Source organism: Dyella marensis, from assembly GCF_900112865.1.
GTDB lineage: Bacteria > Pseudomonadota > Gammaproteobacteria > Xanthomonadales > Rhodanobacteraceae > Dyella_D > Dyella_D marensis_A.
Genome location: NZ_FONH01000003.1, coordinates 428,019 through 443,413, shown reverse-complemented (window position 1 = coordinate 443,413; position 15,395 = coordinate 428,019). Strand labels below are relative to the sequence as shown.

General features: G+C 68.7%; 12 protein-coding genes and 1 pseudogene. 6 read left to right on the top strand and 7 right to left on the bottom strand.

The window, feature by feature from the left end:
* Positions 1–24: 24 nt before the first annotated feature.
* Complete coding sequence (locus BM172_RS07705) at positions 25–744, bottom strand: DUF2059 domain-containing protein (RefSeq protein ID WP_231504234.1); 720 nt, start codon at positions 742–744, stop codon at positions 25–27.
* 244 nt (positions 745–988) lie between these two features.
* Between BM172_RS07705 and uvrA the strand changes: the two genes are divergently transcribed.
* From uvrA to BM172_RS07680, 5 genes are all read left to right on the top strand, one after another.
* Positions 989–3,961 (top strand): excinuclease ABC subunit UvrA, encoded by a 2,973-nt coding sequence (gene uvrA / locus BM172_RS07700; protein WP_051548935.1) that lies wholly within the window; start codon positions 989–991, stop codon positions 3,959–3,961.
* Positions 3,958–4,407 carry an acyl-CoA thioesterase gene (locus BM172_RS07695; protein WP_026636283.1) on the top strand — a complete coding sequence of 150 codons (450 nt, stop codon included), beginning with the start codon at positions 3,958–3,960 and terminating at the stop codon, positions 4,405–4,407. The genes uvrA and BM172_RS07695 overlap by 4 nt, the downstream gene beginning before the upstream one ends.
* 180 nt (positions 4,408–4,587) lie before the next feature.
* Positions 4,588–5,601, top strand: coding sequence for an asparaginase (locus BM172_RS07690; protein ID WP_026636282.1), 1,014 nt, complete (start codon positions 4,588–4,590; stop codon positions 5,599–5,601).
* Positions 5,602–5,715: 114 nt separating this feature from the next.
* Entirely contained in the window at positions 5,716–7,182 is a 1,467-nt protein-coding gene (locus BM172_RS07685; RefSeq protein ID WP_026636281.1) for a DUF4139 domain-containing protein, read from the top strand.
* Between the two features lie 80 nt (positions 7,183–7,262).
* Entirely contained in the window at positions 7,263–8,015 is a 753-nt protein-coding gene (locus tag BM172_RS07680) for an enoyl-CoA hydratase/isomerase family protein (RefSeq protein WP_026636280.1), read from the top strand.
* A 107-nt stretch (positions 8,016–8,122) separates the two neighbouring features.
* Here the strand turns inward: BM172_RS07680 and BM172_RS07675 are convergent, their stop codons facing one another.
* From BM172_RS07675 to BM172_RS07660, 3 genes and pseudogenes are all read right to left on the bottom strand, one after another.
* On the bottom strand, positions 8,123–8,983 hold the full coding sequence (locus BM172_RS07675; RefSeq protein WP_026636279.1) for a sulfurtransferase: 861 nt from the start codon (positions 8,981–8,983) through the stop codon (positions 8,123–8,125).
* Positions 8,980–9,773 (bottom strand): annotated as a pseudogene (locus BM172_RS07670) (NUDIX hydrolase). The gene BM172_RS07675 and the pseudogene BM172_RS07670 overlap by 4 nt, the downstream one beginning before the upstream one ends.
* A gap of 74 nt (positions 9,774–9,847) precedes the next feature.
* Entirely contained in the window at positions 9,848–10,579 is a 732-nt protein-coding gene (locus BM172_RS07660) for a BamJ family beta-barrel-assembly machinery protein (protein WP_026636278.1), read from the bottom strand.
* 176 nt (positions 10,580–10,755) lie between these two features.
* On the opposite strand from BM172_RS07660, the gene BM172_RS07655 reads away from it, so the two are divergent.
* The gene (locus BM172_RS07655) at positions 10,756–11,538 is read left to right on the top strand and encodes an enoyl-CoA hydratase-related protein (RefSeq protein WP_026636277.1); all 783 of its coding nucleotides are present in this window, start codon (positions 10,756–10,758) and stop codon (positions 11,536–11,538) included.
* A 73-nt stretch (positions 11,539–11,611) separates the two neighbouring features.
* Here the strand turns inward: BM172_RS07655 and BM172_RS07650 are convergent, their stop codons facing one another.
* The 3 genes from BM172_RS07650 to mutL all read right to left on the bottom strand — a co-directional run bounded on the left by BM172_RS07650 (position 11,612) and on the right by mutL (position 15,350).
* A complete protein-coding gene (locus BM172_RS07650; RefSeq protein WP_026636276.1) occupies positions 11,612–12,511 on the bottom strand; it encodes a DUF1684 domain-containing protein in 900 nt (299 codons plus the stop codon).
* 5 nt (positions 12,512–12,516) lie between these two features.
* Complete coding sequence (locus BM172_RS07645) at positions 12,517–13,440, bottom strand: DUF1684 domain-containing protein (RefSeq protein WP_026636275.1); 924 nt, start codon at positions 13,438–13,440, stop codon at positions 12,517–12,519.
* 68 nt (positions 13,441–13,508) lie between these two features.
* Positions 13,509–15,350, bottom strand: coding sequence for a DNA mismatch repair endonuclease MutL (gene mutL / locus BM172_RS07640; protein WP_026636274.1), 1,842 nt, complete (start codon positions 15,348–15,350; stop codon positions 13,509–13,511).
* Between the last annotated feature and the right edge of the window lie 45 nt (positions 15,351–15,395).

The following is a 15,395-nucleotide window of genomic DNA, read 5'->3' as shown; positions in this document are numbered from 1 at the left end:
GCGGCGCCGTCCGCGGCTGGTCAATTACTGACCACCCCCGCCGGCAGCCGGAGCCGCCGGCTTGGCGGCATCCTTCGCCGCGGGCTGGGCCGGCGTCTTGGCACTGCTGCTCTTGGCCGGGGCCTTCTTGGCCGCCGGCTTCGCGGGCGCCTTGGCCTTCGGCTTCGCCTTGGTCGACTTGGCCTTGCCCGTGGCCGCCTTCTTGGCGGCCGGCTTGGCCGGCGCCTCGGCCTGGGCCTCGTCTTCGTCGTCCGCCTCCGCCTTGCTGGCGCCGGCCGCCAGGCCCGCCGCGGCCGCACCGCCGGCCGCCACGGCTCCCGGCGCGGCCGGGCAGCGGCCGCTGGCGTCCAGGCTGCCCTTCTGCTTGAGCTCGGCAATCATCTGGTCGCTGCGCTCCTTGCTCCACTGCAGGCCGGCCTGGTTGGCCTCGCCCATGGTGGTCGGCATCTCGGTGATCACCTTCTGGCCCAGCGGCGACCGGTAAAACTTCAGCATCCCGTCGATCTCGTCGGCGCTGAAATGGCGCTGGTAGATCGGCACCAGCCGGCCGATGAACTGCTGCGTGCCATTGGCGTCCATGTAGCCCTGCCAGTAGCTGGCCGGAATGCACGGCAGCGACTGCTGCATCACCGTCACCGCCTGGTTGTTCATCTGGCTGAGCATCTTGCCCACGCCCACCACTTCCATCAGCTGGCGTACCTGCTCCTCGCTGGGCTGGGTCGCGGCCGAAGCCGGGCCCGCCATGGATGCCGCCAACGCCAGTGTCGCCCCCCATCCTTTCCACTTGCGCATCTGTTCCGGTCTCGCTGTATCGGCCGCGCGGGCCAAAACGGCTATTAAGCCAAGAGCCTTGTTAACACTTTGATGGAGCCCCACTTTCAGGATTCCCCCGGATTCCTCCCCCGACCCCGCCAGCGGCAATAACTGACCTGGCGAGTTTGGTATAGTGCAGTTTTTCCCCCTCCTCATGACCTCTTCCCGGCGTTCAATGGACACCATCCGCATCCGCGGCGCTCGCACGCACAATCTCAAGAACATCGACCTGGATCTGCCTCGCGACCAGTTGATCGTGATCACCGGCCTGTCCGGTTCGGGCAAATCCTCGCTGGCCTTCGACACCATCTATGCGGAAGGCCAGCGCCGCTACGTCGAGTCGCTCTCGGCCTATGCCCGGCAGTTCCTCTCGATGATGGAGAAGCCGGACGTCGACCACATCGAAGGCCTGTCCCCGGCCATCTCGATCGAGCAGAAGTCGACCTCGCACAACCCGCGCTCCACCGTGGGCACGATCACCGAGGTCTACGACTACCTGCGCCTGCTGTACGCCCGCGTCGGCACGCCGCGCTGCCCGGACCACGGCATCCCGCTGGAGGCGCAGACGGTCAGCCAGATGGTGGATGCCACCCTGGCGCTGGATCCGGAAAAGCGCTTCATGCTGCTGGCCCCGGTGATCCGCGAGCGCAAGGGCGAGCACGTGCAGGTGTTCGAGCAGTTGCGCGCGCAAGGCTTCGTGCGCGCCCGCGTCGACGGCGTGGTGCACGAGCTCGACGCCGTGCCGCCGCTGACGCTGCGCCAGAAGCACACCATCGAAGTGGTGATCGACCGCTTCCGCCCGCGCGACGACATCAAGCAGCGCCTGGCCGAATCGTTCGAGACCGCGCTGCGGCTGGGCGACGGGCTGGCCATCCTGGCGGATATGGACGACGCCAAGGCACCGGAGCAATTGCTGTCCTCGCGCTACTCCTGCCCGGTGTGCGACTACTCGCTGCCCGAGCTGGAACCGCGCCTGTTCTCCTTCAACTCGCCGATCGGCGCCTGCCCCACCTGCGACGGCCTGGGCGTGACCCAGGTGTTCGATCCGGCGCGCGTGGTCGGCCATCCCGAGCTGCCGCTGTCCGGCGGCGCGATCCGCGGCTGGGACCGCCGCAACGCGCACTATTTCCAGCTGATCATCTCACTGGCCAGCCACTACCGCTTCGACGTCGACACGCCCTGGCAGAAGCTGCCGGCGACGGTGCAGAAGGCCGTGCTGTACGGCAGCGGCAACGACAAAATCCAGTTCCGCTACCTCACCGAGCGCGGCGGCAAGGTCACCCGCGAGCACTCCTTCGAAGGCATCCTGCCAAACCTGGAGCGCCGCTATAAGGAAACCGAGTCCCCCGCCGTGCGCGAGGAACTGGCCAAGTACATCGCCGACCATCCCTGCCCGGACTGCCAGGGCCAGCGCCTCAACCGTTCGGCGCGCAACGTGTTCGTCGCCGACCATGCCCTGCCCTCGCTGACCTCGCGCTCGATCGACGACGCGCTGGGCTTCTTCGACACGCTCACGCTCACCGGCTGGCGCGGCGAGATCGCGGTGAAGATCGTCAAGGAAATCCGCGAGCGCCTGAGCTTCCTCAACGACGTGGGCCTGAACTACCTCACCCTGGACCGCCAGGCCGATTCGCTGTCCGGCGGCGAAGCGCAGCGCATCCGCCTGGCCTCGCAGATCGGCGCCGGCCTGGTCGGCGTGATGTACGTGCTGGACGAGCCCTCGATCGGCCTGCACCAGCGCGACAACGAGCGCCTGCTCGGCACCCTCACGCGCCTGCGCGACCTCGGCAACACGGTGATCGTGGTGGAACACGACGAGGACGCCATCCGCCTGGCCGACCACGTGCTCGACATCGGCCCCGGCGCCGGCGTGCACGGCGGCGAAGTGGTGGCGCAGGGCACGCTGAAGGACATCCTCGCCTCCAAGCGCTCGGTCACCGGCCAGTACCTGTCCGGCACGCGCGCGATCGAGGTGCCGAAGGAGCGTCGCGAGCAGGAAGACCAGGATTCCTGGCTGCATCTGCGCGGCGCCAGCGGCAACAACCTCAAGAACGTGGACCTGGCCATTCCGGCCGGGCTGTTCACCTGCATCACCGGCGTGTCCGGTTCGGGCAAGTCGACCCTGATCAACGACACGCTGTTCCGCCTCGCCGCCGCCGAGCTCAACGGCTCCAGCGAGCAGCCGTCTGCGTACAAGTCGGTCGAGGGCCTGGACCTGTTCGACAAGGTGGTCGACATCGACCAGTCGCCGATCGGCCGCACGCCGCGCTCGAACCCGGCCACCTATACCGGCCTGTTCACCCCGCTGCGCGAGCTGTACGCGCAGGTGCCGGAGGCACGTTCGCGCGGCTACACCGCCGGCCGCTTCAGCTTCAACGTGCGCGGCGGCCGCTGCGAAGCCTGCGAAGGCGACGGCATGATCAAGGTGGAGATGCACTTCCTGCCCGACGTCTACGTGCCCTGCGACGTCTGCCACGGCAAGCGCTACAACCGCGAGACGCTGGAGATCACCTACAAGGGCCACACGATTGCCGATGTGCTCGGCATGACGGTGGAGGACGCGCTCAAGCTGTTCGAGAACGTGCCCACCATCGCGCGCAAGCTGGAAACCCTGCGCGCGGTCGGCCTGGACTACATCAAGCTGGGCCAGAGCGCGACCACCCTGTCCGGCGGCGAGGCGCAGCGCGTGAAGCTGTCCAAGGAGCTGTCCAAGCGCGACACCGGCCGCACCCTGTACATCCTCGACGAGCCGACCACCGGCCTGCACTTCCACGACATCGAGCAGCTGCTCGACGTGCTGCACCAGCTGGTCGACCAGGGCAATACGGTGGTGGTGATCGAGCACAACCTCGACGTGATCAAGACCGCGGACTGGATCGTCGACCTGGGCCCCGAAGGCGGCGGCGGCGGTGGCCGCATCCTGGTCGCCGGCACGCCGGAAACGGTAGCCGAGACGGCCGGCTCGCATACCGGCCGCTTCCTCGCGCCGCATCTGGGCATCGCGCCGGCCAAGGCGCAGAAGGACAACGCGGCCAAGAGCGGCGCGACCAAGAACGGTGCGTCGAAGAACGGCAGCCAGAAGAACGGTACCCAGAAGAGCAGCACGCAGAACGGCCGCGACAAGACCGCACGGAAAAAGACCGCATGAGTTTCACCATCACCGATTCGGCTTCCGCCGCTGGCGCGGCGGAAGTCCAGCCGCTTTTTACCGCCTCGATCGGCGTGCGCTGGCGCGACCTGGATGCCTTCAACCACGTCAACAATTCCAACTACCTCACCTACCTGGAAGAGGCGCGCCTGCAGTGGCTCAAGCACGTGCCCGGACCGTGGTTCGACGAGCAGTCGATGCCGGTGCTGGCGGCGAGCGAGATCAACTACCGCTTTCCGATCGAATGGCCGGCGCAGCTGAGCGTGGAGCTGTTCTGCCTGCGCCTGGGCAACAGCTCGATGACGATCGGGCATCGCATCGTCGATGCCGGGCAGCCGGAGAAGCTGTACAGCGACGGGCATGTGGTGATGGTCTGGATGAACCCGCACACCGGCAAGCCGGTGGCGCTGCCGCAGGCGATTCGCGACGCGGCCGAGCAGGGCTGAAACCCACCAAGTTGGAATCCTTCTCCCTCCGGGAGAAGGTGGCGGCAGCCGGATGAGGGTTCGGCCGGAGCGATGCACATCATCCTTGCGCCCCGCCCGCACCCTCACCCTACCCCCTCTCCCGGTGGGAGAGGGGCTTTGCGACACTAGCTGGACCTCCGCTCACGGAACCCATCCGGCATGCCCTCGTCCACCGCCCTCCCCCGCGTCGCCATCATCGGCTGCGGCGGCACCATCGCCTCGCTGGGCACTTCCAGCCTGGACCTGATGGATTACCCCGAACACGGCAGCAAGCTGGACGTCGCGCAGATCCTGGAGCGCGTGCCTGAAATCGCCAGCTTCGCCGAGGCGATCCCGGTGCCGTTCCGCTCGGTCGGCAGCAACAACCTCACCATGGCCGACTGGTTCGAGCTGCGCGCGACGCTGCGGCGCCTGTCGCGCGAGCAGCCGGAACTGGCCGGCTTCGTGATCCTGCACGGCACGGCCACGCTGGAAGAAACCGCGTTCTTCCTCAACCTCACGCTCGACATCGAGCAGACCGTGGTGCTCACCGGTTCGCAGCGGCCGCTCAGCGCGGTCGGCTCGGATGCACCGGCAAACCTGCTGGGTGCGATCCGTGTGGCGGGCGACGCCGATGCGCGCGGCCGCGGCGTGCTGGTGGTGTTCAACGATGGCATCTATCCGGCGCGCGACGTGATCAAGGTATCCACCTTGCGGCTGGATACGTTCCGCTCGATGGACCACGGCGTGCTCGGCACCGTCGATCCGGACCGCATCCGTTATCGGCGCCGTCCCGAAGGCCGCCATGCGCCTGGCGCGGCATTCGCCGCCCTGCCCGACGATGCGCAGCCGCCGCGCGTGGACGTCGCCTATTCCTACGTCGGCGCCGACGACACCATGATCGCAGCCGTGCTGGCCAAGGGCGCGCAAGGCATCGTCTCGGCCGGCCTCGCGCCGGGCCTGGTGACCAAGGCCGAACGTATCGCGCTGGAAGCGGCCATCGCCAGCGGCATCGCCGTCGTGCAGTGCACCCGCTCGCCGCTCGGCAGCGTGGCGCAGCGGCGTTATCTGCGCGATGCGGGCTTCATCGCCGGCGAGGATTTCAGTCCGCAGAAGGCGCGCATCCTGCTGGCCCTCGGCCTCACGCTCACGCACGACCTCGACACGCTGCGCGAGCACTTCGCCACGCACTGAGTGCGCTTGAACGCAGCCCGTTCGCTGCGGGGTTAAGCGGCCGGCGCGCACGGATGCCGCATCTTCATGCGCGCTGCGTAAGATCGGCCGGCGCCCAACGAAAGGAGTTCGCCCGTGAGCAAGTTCCCCTTCACCACCCTCGCCCTCGCCTGCGCCACCACCCTCGCCAGCACCGCCGCCGCGGCCACGCCCGAACGCACTGAGCTGACCCTGTACCGCAGCGACGACGCCGCCCTGTTCACCGGCGGCGACGGCGGCAACGTGGACAGCGGCTACGCCATGGCACGCGAGCCGCGCCGCCTGGAGCTCAAGCAGGGCGTGCAGGACCTCAGCCTCGGCGGCCTGCCCGCCTTCCTCGATACCGAAGCCATGTCGCTCGACGTCGAAGGCGACGCGGCCAGGGTGCTGTCGCAGCGCCTGCTGCTGGCGCAGGGCCGCGACGCCGCGCTGGGCAGCCTGGTCGGCCAGCCGGTCGAAGTCCTCGGCAGCAACGGCCAGCCGCTGGCCAGCGGCACCCTGCTGCGCGCCGGCAACGGCCTGCTGGTCAGCGACGCCAGCGGCCGCACCAGCCTGATCCGCGACTACGCCGCGGTGCGCGCCAGCGGCCAGTTCAACACCGGCTCCAGCCTGGAGCTGCGCGTGGATGCGCCGAAGGCCGGCAACGCGCGCGCCACGCTGAGCTATCCCACCGCCGGCCTGGGCTGGCGCGCGGCCTATATCGGCACCCTGCTGCCGGGCGCCGGCTGCAAGCTGCGCTTCGAGACGCGCGCCAGCATCGCCAATCGCAGCGGCCGCGACTGGAACGACGTGCACCTGACCCTGATCGCCGGCGAGCCGCAGATCACCCGCACGCCCGGCCCGATGCCGGCCTCGGCGCCGATGACCATGGCCTTCCGCGGCAAGGCGCAGGCCGCGCCGATGCCGGAGCAGGGTTCGGTCGCCGACTACCGCAGCTACACTCTGCCCGGCGCGGTCAACCTGCCCGACGGCAGCGTCAGCCAGGTGCCGCTGTATGAAACGCGCCAGCTCGATTGCGAACGCACCCTGCTGTACGAAACCGGCAGCCGCTGGACGCCGCCGCAACCGATGACCAATCGCGACTTCAACAACGGCGGCAGCAACACCGTCACCAGCACGCTGAAATTGCGCGCCTTCGACAGCCTGCCGGCCGGCAACCTGCGCGTGATGACCGCCGACCGCAACGGCACGCCGCAATTCATCGGCGAGGGCCGCATCGAGGACACGCCCAAGGGCAGCGACGCCACCATCACCCTGGGCAATGCCTTCGACCTGCGCGCCGAGCGCGAACGCACGCAGTTCAAGCTGGACAAGGCCGGCCGCAGCATGGACGAAGCCTTCCGCATCACCCTCACCAATGCGAGCGACACCGCACGCACGGTGACCGTGCGCGAGCATCCCAGCCGCTGGCGCGAATGGACGCTGACTTCGTCCAGCGTCAAGCCGTCCGAGCAGAAACCCGACTTGCTGGAATTCCGCGTCGAAGTGCCGGCAGGCGGCAAGGCGACGCTGGACTACGCCGTGCGCTACCGCTGGGCCGAGACCGACCAGCCGCAGCAGTAACCGGCCGGCGGCGACCCACCGGCGAGGCCCGCGAGTTTGCTACGCTCGCGGGCCTCAAACTTTCATCCGGGGACGCCGCCATGCTCAACCTCGTCAAGCACGACACGATCGTCGAGATCAACTTTGCGCGGCCGCCGGTCAATGCGCTGAACATCGAACTGCTGCATGCGATCCAGGCCGCGATCGCCACCGCCGTGCAGGATGGCGCCGCGGGCATCGTGCTGTCCGGAACCTCCGGCATGTTCTCCGCCGGCGTGGACGTGCCCTCCCTGCTCGGCCAGGACCGCGACGGCGTGCGCCGCTTCTGGCGCACGTTCTTCGCCACCTGCTCCGCCATCGCCATGGCGCCGGTGCCGGTGGTGGCCGCGATCACCGGCCACGCGCCGGCGGGCGGCGCGGTGCTGTCGCTGTTCTGCGATTACCGCGTGATGGCCGAGGGCCCCTACCGCATCGGCCTGAACGAGGTGCAGGTCGGGCTGATCGTGCCTGACTGCATCCAGCTGGCCTTGCGCCGGGTAGTCGGCCCGTATCGCGCCGAACGCCTGCTGGTAGCCGGCGCGATGATCGAGGCGCAGCAGGCGCTGGCGTTCGGCTTTGTCGATGAACTGACCGGCGTGGACCAGGTCACCACCCGCGCCCTGCACTGGCTCAACGAACTGCTGGCGCTGCCGCCCAACGCGATGCTGGCCACGCGCCGGCTGGCACGCGCCGACCTCACCGAGGTGTGGGCGGATCCGGAGGCGCTGCCGATCGACGCCTTCGTCGATGCGTTCTTCAGCGAGGAGACGCAGGCGGTGCTGCAGCAGCTGGTGGCGCGACTGAAAAAGAAGTAATCGCCACGGCGTAGGTTGGGGTGAGCGCAGCGAACCCCAACACCGCACCGCTAGGCGCCTCGCATCGTTGGGGTTCGCTGCGCTCACCCCAACCTACGGCTACGCAGTCATGCGGTCTCGACCGGCCGCGCCGGATCGCTGACCCAGCCGCTCCACGACGGCGCGTACAGCCGCGAACCTGCCAGTCCCGCATATTCCATCGCCAGCAGGTTGTGGCAGGCGGTGACGCCGGAGCCGCACATGTGCACGACCTGCGCCGGCGCCGTGTCGCCGATCAGCGCGGCGAAGTCCTGGCGCAACTGTTCCGCCGGCTTGTAGCGGCCCTGCGCATCGAGGTTGTCCGAGTACGGCCGGTTCAAGGCGCCCGGCACATGCCCACCCACGCGGTCGATCGGCTCGACCTCGCCGCGATAACGCGGCGCGGCGCGCGCGTCGATCAGCAGCTCGCGCGAACGCTCTGCCATGGCGCGATGGTCGACGATGTACTGCGATGCGTCGTAGCGCACCGAGACGTCGCCGGGCTCGCGCCTCACCTCGTCCGCTTCGAGCGGCAAGCCGGCCGCCTGCCACGCCTGGAGGCCGCCATCGAGCACCGCCGCCTCGCGCACGCCAGCCAGGCGCAGCAGCCACCACAGCCGCGCCGCGGCCAGCGCGCCGCCGGCCGCGTCGTAGGCGACCACCTGCAAGCCCGGATGCCAGCCCCAGCGCGACAACGCGGCGGAGAACGTCGCTTCGGACGGCAGCGGATGCCGGCCCAAGCCTTCGCCGATCCGCGACAGATCCGACAGGTCGCGATCCAGATGCGCATACACGGCGCCGGGAATATGGCCTTCGCGGTACGCACGCTCGCCCTTGTCCGGATCCCCGCCGGCCACGGCCAGTTCGAAACGGCAATCCACGATCAGCACGTCATGCGGCGGCAAGGCGGCCAGCGTGCGCGCGTCGATCAAGGTGGTATAGGCAGTCATAAGCGCCCCATGCGTTGCAGCAGGTTGACCAGCATGGCCGCGGTCGCGCCCCAGATGCGATGGCCGCCATGGATGAATTCGACCATGTCGCGGCGATGGCCGCGGAAGTCCATGGTGTAGCGACGCAGATTGGCCGGATCGAGGAAGAAGCCCAGCGGCACCTCGAACACTTCGGCCACTTCCGCCGGCGCCGGATACAGGCTCGCCTCCGGCGCGATGCGCGCCACCACCGGCGTGATGCGATAGCCGCTGATGGTGTCGAAACTATCGAGAAAACCGATCGGCGTGACCAGGCGCCGGTCCAGGCCGACTTCCTCTTCGCTCTCGCGCAGCGCGGTGGCCACGGCGTCGGCGTCTTCCGGATCGGTGCGCCCGCCCGGGAACGCCACCTGTCCCGCATGCGCCTGCAGGCTGTCGTTGCGCACCGTGAGCACCAGGCGCGGCTGCACGCCTTCGCGCCAGCCCACCAGCACCGCGGCGGGACGGCGCGGCGCATCGCCGATCAGCTCGGCCATCTCGCGGTAGTTCCAGCCCGGCCCTTCCGGCGGCTCGGCCAGCGGGCGCACCGCCGAGACGACCAGCGACAGCGGATCGCTCATCGCGGCTGCTCCCGCGCGGGCAGCACCTCGCGCATGTAGCGCAGGCGCTCCGCATCGCTCAGGTTGCGCCAGCGGGCGATTTCCTCGCCGGTGCGCAGGCAGCCCTCGCAATAGCCGCGCTCGTCGAGCCGGCAGATGCCGATGCAGGGACTCAGGGGGGCGGCGGGGACGGGAGCGGGATCGTTCGGCATGGACCGCACATCTTAGCCGAACGCCCCTTGCCCCGGACGGCGGCCGGCCGCCGCGCTTCATGCGGCGGCGGCGCCTACTGCTTGATTTCCAGCAGCTCGATCTCGAACACCAGGGCCTCGTTCGGGCCGATCCGCGGCAGGTTGCCGCGCTCGCCGTAGGCCAGCGCCGGCGGGATCACCACGCGCCACTTGTCGCCGACGTGCATGCGCTGGATCACGTCCTGCCAGCCGGGGATCACCTTGTTGTTGACGATGAAGCTCACCGGCGAGCCATGCGCCCAGGAACTGTCGAATTCGGTGCCGTCGATCAGGGTGGCGCGGAAGTTCACCGTGACGGTGCTGTTGAGCGCCGGCTGGTCCTTGCCCGTACCTTGCTTGAGCACCTGGTACTGGATGCCGGAAGGCAGCTGCACCACGCCGGGCTTCTGCCGGTTCCTGGCGAGGAAGTCGGCGCTCTTGGTCGCGTTGGAACTGGCCAGCTGCTGGAACTGCGACTCCGCCTTGTCGTGCATATGCTTGTCCAGGCGGCGCAGTTGCTCGTGCATGTCCTGCATCGGCACGCCGGGACGGCGCTTGGAATACGCGTCCTGGATCGCGCGTTGCATCACGGCGATATCCACCTCGGGGTCGCCATTGGCGAACTGGCTGCCGATCTGGTAGCCGATCGCGTAGGACAGCTTGTTCTTGTCCAGCCCGGCAGCCTGCGCGTCGGACGCGCTGTCCCGGTTCTGCGCATGCGTGGCCAGCGCCGCGCTCATCAGCATCGTGAGCATCGCGCCATGGGCCAACCAACGCAGTCGTGTCATGCCTATCCTCCATCGCGGGACGCGAAGCCCGGACATCGTAAGGGGTTTGCCGGGCTTGTGCAGCGGGCCAGGCGGGGGAGCCGGCGCCACCGGCATGAGAACGCCGACGGCCGCAAAGGTTCCCGCTGCTACCCCACTGTTATCATTTGCGCTTTGGACCTTCGCTGGAATCCGCCATGGCTTATCGCAACCTGGACATCGGCAACCGCGGCGCGGTGCGCATCATCACCGTCAACCGCCCGGACAAGCTCAATGCGCTCAATCGCGACACCCTCAACGAACTGACCCTGGCCTTCGCCCAGGCCGCCCAGGACGACGCCGTGCGCACGGTGGTGCTGGCCGGCGCGGGCGACAAGGCCTTCGTGGCGGGCGCGGACATCGCCGAGATGAACGGCTACACCCCGGTCCAGGCGCAGGGCTTCTCCCGCGCCGGCCAGCGCCTGATGAGTTCCATCGAGCGGCTGGGCAAGCCGGTGGTCGCGCGCATCCAGGGCTTCGCGCTCGGCGGCGGCATGGAGCTGGCCATGGCCTGCCACCTGCGCGTGGCCAGCGAGAAGGCGCGCTTCGGCCAGCCGGAAATCAACCTGGGCCTGATCCCCGGCTTCGGCGGCACCCAGCGCCTGCTGCGCCTGGCCGGCCGCGGCGCTGCGCTGGAGCTGTGCCTGACCGGCGCCATGGTCGGCGCCCAGCGCGCCTACGAGCTGGGCGTCGTCAACCGCGTGGTGGCGCCGGAGGCGCTGGACGAAACGGTCGACGCACTGGCCGACCAGCTCGCCGCGTCCGCGCCGCTGGCGGCGGCGGGCATCCTCGATGCGATCCTGCAGGGCGGCGAGATGGCGCTGGACCAGGGCCTGGAGTTCGAGACGCAGGCGTTCGCGCTGGCGTTTTCCACCGAGGACATGCGCGAAGGCACCACGGCGTTCCTGGAAAAGCGCAAGGCCGAATTCAAGGGCCGCTGACACACCAAAGCCGGCGTACCCGGCGTAGGTTGGGGTGAGCGCAGCGAACCCCAACATCGCACCGACGGGCGCTTCAGTGTCCGGCGCCCTGAAACTTCTTCTCGCCTGCGTTCACTTCGAGGCGCAAACGGTTCTCCGGCGGCGCCAGCGGGCACACCACGTGCGGCGTGATCGCGCACGGCGGGTTTTCCGCAAGATTGAAATCCAGCATGACTTTGCCGTCCTTCGCCTTGTCGGCATAAAGGAAGCGCGCGCCGCCGTAGGTCAGCTTGCCTGCAGTGCGATCGCTGAAGACGAAGAACAGGCGGCCGTCCTCCTCCATCGGCGTCAGCGTGTAACGCTGGCCGTTGCGCTCGAACACCGCCTGCCCCGGCACCGATTCGTCGGTTTCCGTGCCGACCACGTTGGCGATGCGCAACGTGTGCGGCGTGGTGAACGCCTGCCACTGCGCCTCGATCTTCCATGAGGGATGGATCGGGAAATAAGGAATGCCCGGGAAATGCGTGCGCAGCGGCGCGGCGTTGTCCTTCACCCGCAGTCCGCGCTGCTTGCCGCTTTCCACGACGTAGAGGTAACGCTCAGCACCGAGATAAGCGCGCGTCGGCTTGCGTTCGCCGTGGGCGCCTTGCGTGAGCATAGGCGTGAAAGCGACGACCTTGTCGTCCACCGTCACCCGGTTGACGCCAAGCGTGCGCAGCTGGACGGAACCGTCCGCATTCAGATGAAGCACGCCCAGTTGATCAGCCGTGCCCGGCACCTGAAAACGATTGTCCGCAGCCGAGCCAATCGTGTTGTCGCCGGGTTCGAGCCAGCCCGAAGCGATCAGCGTGAGATAACCATCCGCCTGCTTCAGCTTCGTCACGCGTTCGGCACGCGCCTGTTCGACCTGCGCGGCGTAGTCAGCGGATTGCGCACAGACCGATGCAGCCCACAGCGCGGCCAACGCCGCGCCCGCGAAGACGACCGCACGCACGGCGCTCAATGATGCCCGCCGCGATACTTCTTCTCACCCGCGGTCACCGCCACGTCCAACCGGTTTTCCGGCGGCGCCAGCGGGCAGGTGGCGAATGGCGTGAACGCGCACGGCGGGTTGTAGGCCTTGTTGAAATCCAGCACCACCTTGCCGTCCTTCGGCAACGCGGCGTAGAGGAAACGCGCGGCGCCGTAGGTCTCCTTGCCGGAGGTGCGGTCGGCCAGCACGAAGAACAGCTCGCCGCCCGGCTCTTCCTGGTACGGCAGCAATTCGAAGGTGTGGCCGTTGCGCTGGAACACCGCCTTGCCCGGCACGTCGACCTTGTCGATGGTGCCGATCACCGAGCCGATCTCCAGCTTGTGCGGCGGATCGAACGGCACCCAATCGGCGACCACGCGCCAGGACGGATCGATCGGGAAGTAGTCGATGCCGAGGAAGTCCTTGCGCGTTTCCGCGTCGCTGTCCTTCACGCGCAATGCCTTGCGGCCGTCGCGCTCGATCACATAGAAGTTGGCGTTGCCGAACGCCACCGTGGTGGGCGTCGCCTCGCCGGCATGCATGTCGTCGATCAGCGTCGCTGCGCGCACGGACTTGCCGTCGATGGTGGCGCCGGCCTTGTCGTCCAGCGCGATATGCAGCGCGCCGTCCTTGCCCAGCGTGACCACGCCCAGGTGCGCAGGCCCGGCCTTCAGCAAGATGTCGTTGTCGCTGGCGCTGCCGACGCGGTTGGCGCCCTCCTGCAGCCATTCCAGGCCGATCAGGCTGAGCCAGCCGGTCGGCGAGGTGAGGTTGGCGGTGCGCTTGGCGCGCCACTGTTCGATCTCGTGCGTGTAGTCGCCGGTGGCGGCTGCGGTGGCGGTTTCGGCTTGCACGGCGACAACTCCAAGGCTCAGGGCAGCGACGAGGGCGAAGATGGCACTACGCGACATGGCACGGCCCGGTCGGCTAAAGGAAGCCCGAGTATGGACGTCTATTTGCCGCGGCCGCAAGCCGCCGCTCAGCGCCCGCGCAGGAACAGCTTGTCCAGCTCGGCCAGGCCCAGCTGGGTCCAGGTGGGACGGCCGTGGTTGCACTGGCCGGAGCGCTCGGTGGCTTCCATCTCGCGCAGCAGCGCATTCATTTCCGGCACGGTGAGGCGCCGGCCGGCGCGCACCGAGCCGTGGCAGGCCATGGTGGAGAGCAACTCGTTCTCCAGCTCCTGCAGGCGGCGCGAGCTGCCGTGCAGGGCCAGCTCGGCCAGCACGTCGCGGCACAGCTGAGCCACGTCGGCGCCTTCGAGCAGCGCCGGTATGCGCCGCACCACCACGCCGGACGGGCCGCTGCGCGACAGTTCCAGGCCCCACTCGGCCAGCGCGTCGGCATGCTCTTCGGCGGCCGCGGCCTCCTTCGCGCTCACCGACACGTTCAACGGCACCAGCAGCAGCTGCGAGCGCAGGTTGCTGCAGGCGCGCCCGGACTTGAGCTTTTCGTAGGTGATGCGCTCGTGCGCGGCATGCATGTCGACCAGCACCAGGCCATGCGCATTCTCGGCCAGGATGTAGATGCCCTTGAGCTGCGCGATGGCGAAGCCCAGCGGCGGCGCCTCGTCGTCCTGCGCGGGCGGCATCGGCGTATTGGCGGCGTAGGCCGACTCCGCCATGCGCGCGGGTTCGCCAAGCAGCGCGGCATAGTCGGCCAGCGGCTCCTCGCGCACGCCGAGGCTCAGGCGGCTCTGGCTGAACTGACCGGACCAGGCCGGCGTCGAGGTCACCGCCGGCGCGGCAACCGCGGAGGCATAGCCCACCGCCGGTGCGGCGTCGGTCGTGTCGGCCACCGCCGACGCGCCGCCCATCTGCCCGGCGCGCGTCTGCGCCAGGACCTCGTGCAGCGTGCGGAACAGGAAATCGTGCACCAGCCGCTGCTCGCGAAAGCGCACCTCGTGCTTGGCCGGATGCACATTGACGTCGACGCCGGCCGGATCGAGTTCCAGATACAGCACGAAGGCCGGATGGCGCCCGTGGAACAGTACGTCGGCATACGCCTGCCGCACCGCATGCGCCACGATGCGGTCGCGCACCAGGCGCCCGTTGACGTAGAAGTACTGCGAATCGGCCTGCGAGCGCGACGCCGTCGGCAGGCCCACCCAACCCGACAGATGCAAGCCGGCCGCCGCGTGATCGATGCGCAGGCTCTGCGCGGGAAACTCCTCGCCCAGCACTTCGGCGACGCGCAGCAGCGCGGCCTGCTCGTCCTTCGCCGCCTTGAGGATGCGCACCGGCTTGCCGTTGTGGCTGAGGCGGAATTCCACCGCGCCGCGCGCCAGCGCCAGCGACTTCAGCAGGTCGTCGATATGCGCGAACTCGGTGCGTTCCGCGCGGAGGAACTTGCGCCGCGCCGGCACGTTGTAGAACAGGTCGCGCACCTCGACGCTGGTGCCCTGCGGGTGCTGCGCCGGACGCGCCGCCTGCAGCTTGCCGCCGTCCACTTCGATGCGGAATGCAGTGTCCTGTCCGCGCGCACGCGAGGTCAGCGCGAAGCGCGCCACCGACGATACCGAGGCCAGCGCCTCGCCGCGGAAGCCCATGCTGGCGACATGTTCGAGATCGTCGAAGCTGCGGATCTTGCTGGTGGCATGCGAGGCCACCGCCAGCGGCAGATCGTCCGGCTCGATGCCGCCGCCGTCGTCGCGGATGCGGATCAGGCGCTGGCCGCCCAGCTCGATGTCGACTTCGATGCGCGTAGCGCCGGCGTCCAGGCTGTTCTCGACCAGTTCCTTCACCACTGAGGAAGGCCGTTCGATCACTTCGCCGGCGGCGATCTGGTTGATGAGTTCAGCGGGGAGCGGGCGGATGACAGGCATCGCGCAAGCTTAAAGCACGAACGCCACCCCAGGGGCGGCGTTCGT

Excerpts from the sequence above, each read along its gene's own strand:
- BM172_RS07655 (WP_026636277.1), top strand. The coding sequence starts at position 10,756 with ATGGCTTATCGCAACCTGGACATCGGCAACCGCGGCGCGGTGCGCATC.
- BM172_RS07680 (WP_026636280.1), top strand. The coding sequence starts at position 7,263 with ATGCTCAACCTCGTCAAGCACGACACGATCGTCGAGATCAACTTTGCG.
- mutL (WP_026636274.1), bottom strand. The coding sequence starts at position 15,350 with ATGCCTGTCATCCGCCCGCTCCCCGCTGAACTCATCAACCAGATCGCC.
- BM172_RS07675 (WP_026636279.1), bottom strand. The coding sequence starts at position 8,983 with ATGACTGCCTATACCACCTTGATCGACGCGCGCACGCTGGCCGCCTTG.
- BM172_RS07660 (WP_026636278.1), bottom strand. The coding sequence starts at position 10,579 with ATGACACGACTGCGTTGGTTGGCCCATGGCGCGATGCTCACGATGCTG.
- uvrA (WP_051548935.1), top strand. The coding sequence starts at position 989 with ATGGACACCATCCGCATCCGCGGCGCTCGCACGCACAATCTCAAGAAC.
- BM172_RS07645 (WP_026636275.1), bottom strand. The coding sequence starts at position 13,440 with ATGTCGCGTAGTGCCATCTTCGCCCTCGTCGCTGCCCTGAGCCTTGGA.
- BM172_RS07705 (WP_231504234.1), bottom strand. The coding sequence starts at position 744 with ATGGCGGGCCCGGCTTCGGCCGCGACCCAGCCCAGCGAGGAGCAGGTA.
- BM172_RS07695 (WP_026636283.1), top strand. The coding sequence starts at position 3,958 with ATGAGTTTCACCATCACCGATTCGGCTTCCGCCGCTGGCGCGGCGGAA.
- BM172_RS07690 (WP_026636282.1), top strand. The coding sequence starts at position 4,588 with ATGCCCTCGTCCACCGCCCTCCCCCGCGTCGCCATCATCGGCTGCGGC.